The organism is Kitasatospora sp. NPDC093558, from assembly GCF_040683475.1.
GTDB lineage: Bacteria > Actinomycetota > Actinomycetes > Streptomycetales > Streptomycetaceae > Kitasatospora.
This window is the reverse complement of sequence record NZ_JBFBDY010000194.1, coordinates 7620-11173: the sequence shown is the minus strand read 5'-3', so window position 1 is coordinate 11173 and position 3554 is coordinate 7620. Positions and strand designations below refer to the sequence as shown.

General features: G+C 68.3%; 4 protein-coding genes and 1 pseudogene. 1 reads left to right on the top strand and 4 read right to left on the bottom strand.

Going from position 1 to position 3554, the window contains the following annotated elements; genetic code table 11:
- Positions 1-662: 662 nt before the first annotated feature.
- The 4 genes from AB0O00_RS19495 to AB0O00_RS19480 are packed head-to-tail and all read right to left on the bottom strand — an operon-like array spanning position 663 to position 3074.
- Positions 663-1022 carry a hypothetical protein gene (locus AB0O00_RS19495; protein ID WP_363653377.1) on the bottom strand — a complete coding sequence of 120 codons (360 nt, stop codon included), beginning with the start codon at positions 1020-1022 and terminating at the stop codon, positions 663-665.
- Positions 1023-1036: 14 nt separating this feature from the next.
- Positions 1037-1267, bottom strand: a complete 231-nt coding sequence (locus tag AB0O00_RS19490; protein WP_363653375.1) for a hypothetical protein — start codon at positions 1265-1267, stop codon at positions 1037-1039.
- Positions 1264-1803 carry a flavoprotein gene (locus AB0O00_RS19485; RefSeq protein ID WP_363653373.1) on the bottom strand — a complete coding sequence of 180 codons (540 nt, stop codon included), beginning with the start codon at positions 1801-1803 and terminating at the stop codon, positions 1264-1266. The genes AB0O00_RS19490 and AB0O00_RS19485 overlap by 4 nt, the downstream gene beginning before the upstream one ends.
- On the bottom strand, positions 1800-3074 hold the full coding sequence (locus AB0O00_RS19480; RefSeq protein ID WP_363653371.1) for a helix-turn-helix transcriptional regulator: 1275 nt from the start codon (positions 3072-3074) through the stop codon (positions 1800-1802). The genes AB0O00_RS19485 and AB0O00_RS19480 overlap by 4 nt, the downstream gene beginning before the upstream one ends.
- Before the next feature lie 247 nt (positions 3075-3321).
- Here AB0O00_RS19480 and AB0O00_RS19475 point away from each other — a divergent pair.
- A pseudogene (locus tag AB0O00_RS19475) lies at positions 3322-3554 on the top strand (hypothetical protein); the annotation flags it as partial.

Below are 3554 nucleotides of genomic sequence, written 5' to 3'. Positions count from 1 at the left end.
GCCTGCCCGGCCCACACGAGCTCCAGCAGCCGCGCGGCCGACAGCCGCTCGCCCTCGGCGAGCAGCAGCGCGCCCAGCAGCCCGCGCAGCACCGCCGCCCGGGGCAACGCCTGCGGCTCCGAGTCCACGGCCACCACCAGCGGACCCAGCACCCCGAACGTCATCCCCATCGGCTCCAGCCCCTCACGCTCACGCCCCGTGCAGCCCCCGCCCACGTGATCATGACACTGGTACGGACACCGAGCAACGGCCCGGCGCCACCGTACCGGCCCGACCGGTTCGGTCGGTTCGGAGACACGTCCAGCAGTACAGCAACTCGCCGGCCGCCCGCGCGCGCCGCGCGCGCCCGACCAGTTCGCCGACCACTGGGCACAGGCTCTCGGCGGAGGCGCCGTCGTCATCCCGCAGTATCCACGGACACTGCACGCACGGGGCAGGCGAATTCGGGCGCCGAGCAGAGGGCGCGGGCCGCTGGTGGCTACCGCACGACCGGGTCGCTCCGGAACGCCGGCGTTTTCGCGCTAGCTTGGCGTTCCCCTCGGCGAGGTAGGCATTCCGGCTCCGTCCCGCTGCCACCCCCGGAGGAAGAGGAGCAGTACAGGGCTACACCAGGGCCCAGCCCCTCGCCAACCGTGCAGGAGATGAGGGGCTGGGCCCTGCATTCAGGAACGGGCCTGCTCGATCGCCTCGAAGATGTCCGCGTCGGTCTCCTGCTGCCAGGACGGCAGGTCGACCCAGTCGGCGACGTAGCCCGGCTTCGGGTTCTCGATGTGCTTGTGGATCTGGGCGATCCAGCACGTCGCGACGAAGCGGCCCTTCTGCTCCCGGGTCAGCTTGGACGTGTTCCCGCCGCTCACGCTGATGAAGTCGCGGACCTGGCCGAATACGGCGGCGGCGCACTCTCGCTCCCACTCGGGGGTCTCGTCCCACGGGGCGACATAGCCCGCCTTCGGTTCGCCCGGGTAGTGCTTGGACACGCCCGCGATCCACGCTTCGCGGAAGATTCGTCCGTCAGCCGACATTCGTGACTCCTTCATCAGACAGCGCTTTCAAGCGCCGAGATCTGCTGGTGCAGTACAGATGCCCGCCTATCGGCCATGAGCGGGGCAAGGCGGACCTTGACGCCCTCCAGCTTCCTGCCGATGTAGCCCGAACCGGTCTGGTCGCGCAGGATCACCTCCGCCGACACGCGCTTTCGCGCCTGGCGGGCGTTTCCCTCGACCCGGTAGGCGTACCAGGCGTCGGTGTCGGTGGGTGCGGGCCTCACGTTGTGCGCACCACGGGGCGGAGGAGGTCAAGGACGTGAGTCCAGTCGTAATTGGCCCGGCCGCCGCCGGACTTGGGCTTGTGGGGCACGTAGTTGCCGAGCAGAACGCCCATCGACCGGAGCCGGGCCAGACTCTCCGCGTACGCCGGGTGGGCGGCCTGGGCGGAGTTGACGTAGGGCTGCACGGCCACGGGGATCCCGAGCCCGTACGCCTCGCACAGGATGCCGAGTGCGAGCGTGTCGGAGATGCCTGCGGCCCACTTGTTGATGGTGTTGAAGGTGGCGGGAGCCACGGCGATGGCATCGGCCGGAGGCAACGGCTGCGGGATGCTCGGCGTACGCCAGGCGGAGCGGATCGGGTAGCCGGTCTGGACCTCGATGGCTTCCTGATCTATGAAGCCGAGCCCGTTTGGGGTCGCGATGACGCCGACACCCCAACCCTCTGTATGGGCAGCGGTGATCAGTTCGCCGACCCCGTCGGCGATGCCCGAGGCGCAGACGACGACGTAGAGGAACGGCTTGCGGTGCTCGGTCAAATCTGGACTCCCAGCTCCTGGCAGAAACGACGAAGTTCTGGGACGGTACCGCGCCGGTCGCGCGCGGCCATGTCACCGACCAGTTCCAGAACGCTCGGCCGCCGACGAATGTCCTCGGACGCGCAACTCTCGGCAATCCTGAGTGCTTGGTATCCCTCAGCCAGCCTTCCTTGTTGGCTGTAGGCACGGGCGGCGTCCACCCAGAGCGCGGCCCGCCGCTCCGGAACGGGAATGCGACGGCGCATCAACGGCTGTGCTGTCTCTAGGGCCACGCCAGCATCGCCGAGAACCACAGCCGAGCTGACTGCATGAAGCGCGACGTTCGTACGGCTGAAGTTCGCCCAGGAGTCGGGGCCGTCAAGGTCGACGTATCGCGCGACAGTCTGCGCTTCGGCGAGTAGCTCCGCAGTCGTCGCACGATCGCCGCCCGCGCTCGCTGCGGTCACGCCACGGAGGAGCATGAGCCCGAATGCTGCGAGATACCGGGGCGATCTACGGTCGTAGCCGCCGGCGAGTTGGTCTGCAGTGTGCCGAACGAGGCTGATGGCGGGGCCGGTGTGCCGGTCCCGGGCAAGGACGTGAACCTGGACGCGGACGCTGGAAGCCATCACCACCGGGTCGCAGCTCCGCTCAGCCTCAGCCATAGCCCGACCGACCGCGAGCCAGGCGTTGCCCTGATCACCGAGCTTGAGCAGCAGGCTCACTGCGGTCTGGTAGGCCGTCGCGAGCATGCCCGAGAGGGCCCGGTCGTCGCCCCGGGCAGCGTTCTGGGCCTGACGGAGGTCGCCGATCAACCGTGGCAGAGCTGCTTCCAGTTCGGCGTAGCGGCAGGAATAGAAGTGTCCGCGTGCCTGGGACAGCCGAGCTGCGAGCACGGCTGGTGGCTCTGGCGCCCTATCGGTGAGTACCGGTCCGGGCAAAAGCTCCTGGATCAGCTCCATGCCGGTACTGGGAGGACCTGCTGGAACCGCAAGCGCGACAACACCCGCAGCCAGGAAGTTACGACGGTGCATGTCGTCCTTCCTGCTGTCCGTGCTGGTTGGAGGTGTGAGGCCAAAGGTCGCCAGGGGGATGTCGAGTACCGCCGCGACAGCTCGCAGGACGACCATGTCCTGCGTCCCCTTGCCGTTTTCCAGTCGGCTGATCTTCGACTGGTGGTAGCCCAGCTCGGAAGCCACCTCCGCCTGCGATCGGCCACTGAGCGCCCTAGCCCTGCGAATCACCTCGCCGATCCGGCTCGCCGCGGAATGTCCTTTGGTCGTCCGCGACATAGCTCCTCCTGCCAGCGCCGATCAAACTCCGATGTGCCGAGCGTAGCCGCAGCGGAACGGCCTGTAATGCGGGATCTGCATAAACCATGCGCGGGTGGCTCACACCGAACCGGAGCTCGCCGAGATGCAGTTGCCTATTCATCAAGAAGCCTGACCACACCGCACCGTGCGAGCCCCGCTCCACTCATCCGGGCCAGCAATGCTGTCGCGTGCACTGGGGCCCACCCAGCCGCTAAGGAGAATGCTGATGACCGTCCTCTCGACCATTGCGAGGCGCGATGCCACGCTCCAGCGGGACGTGGGCGCGCGAGTCGACCTGTACGGCGGACCGGTGACCATCTGCCTGCCGTACTGGCCAGAGTCGGTCGGGCAGGCGCGGCGGCTGGTTCGTGAAACGCTGACGGGGTGGGGGTTGCCCCAACTGATCGATGCGGCCGCGGGGGTTCCCCCCCGCCGGGGGTGCCACGCCCCCGAGAACCG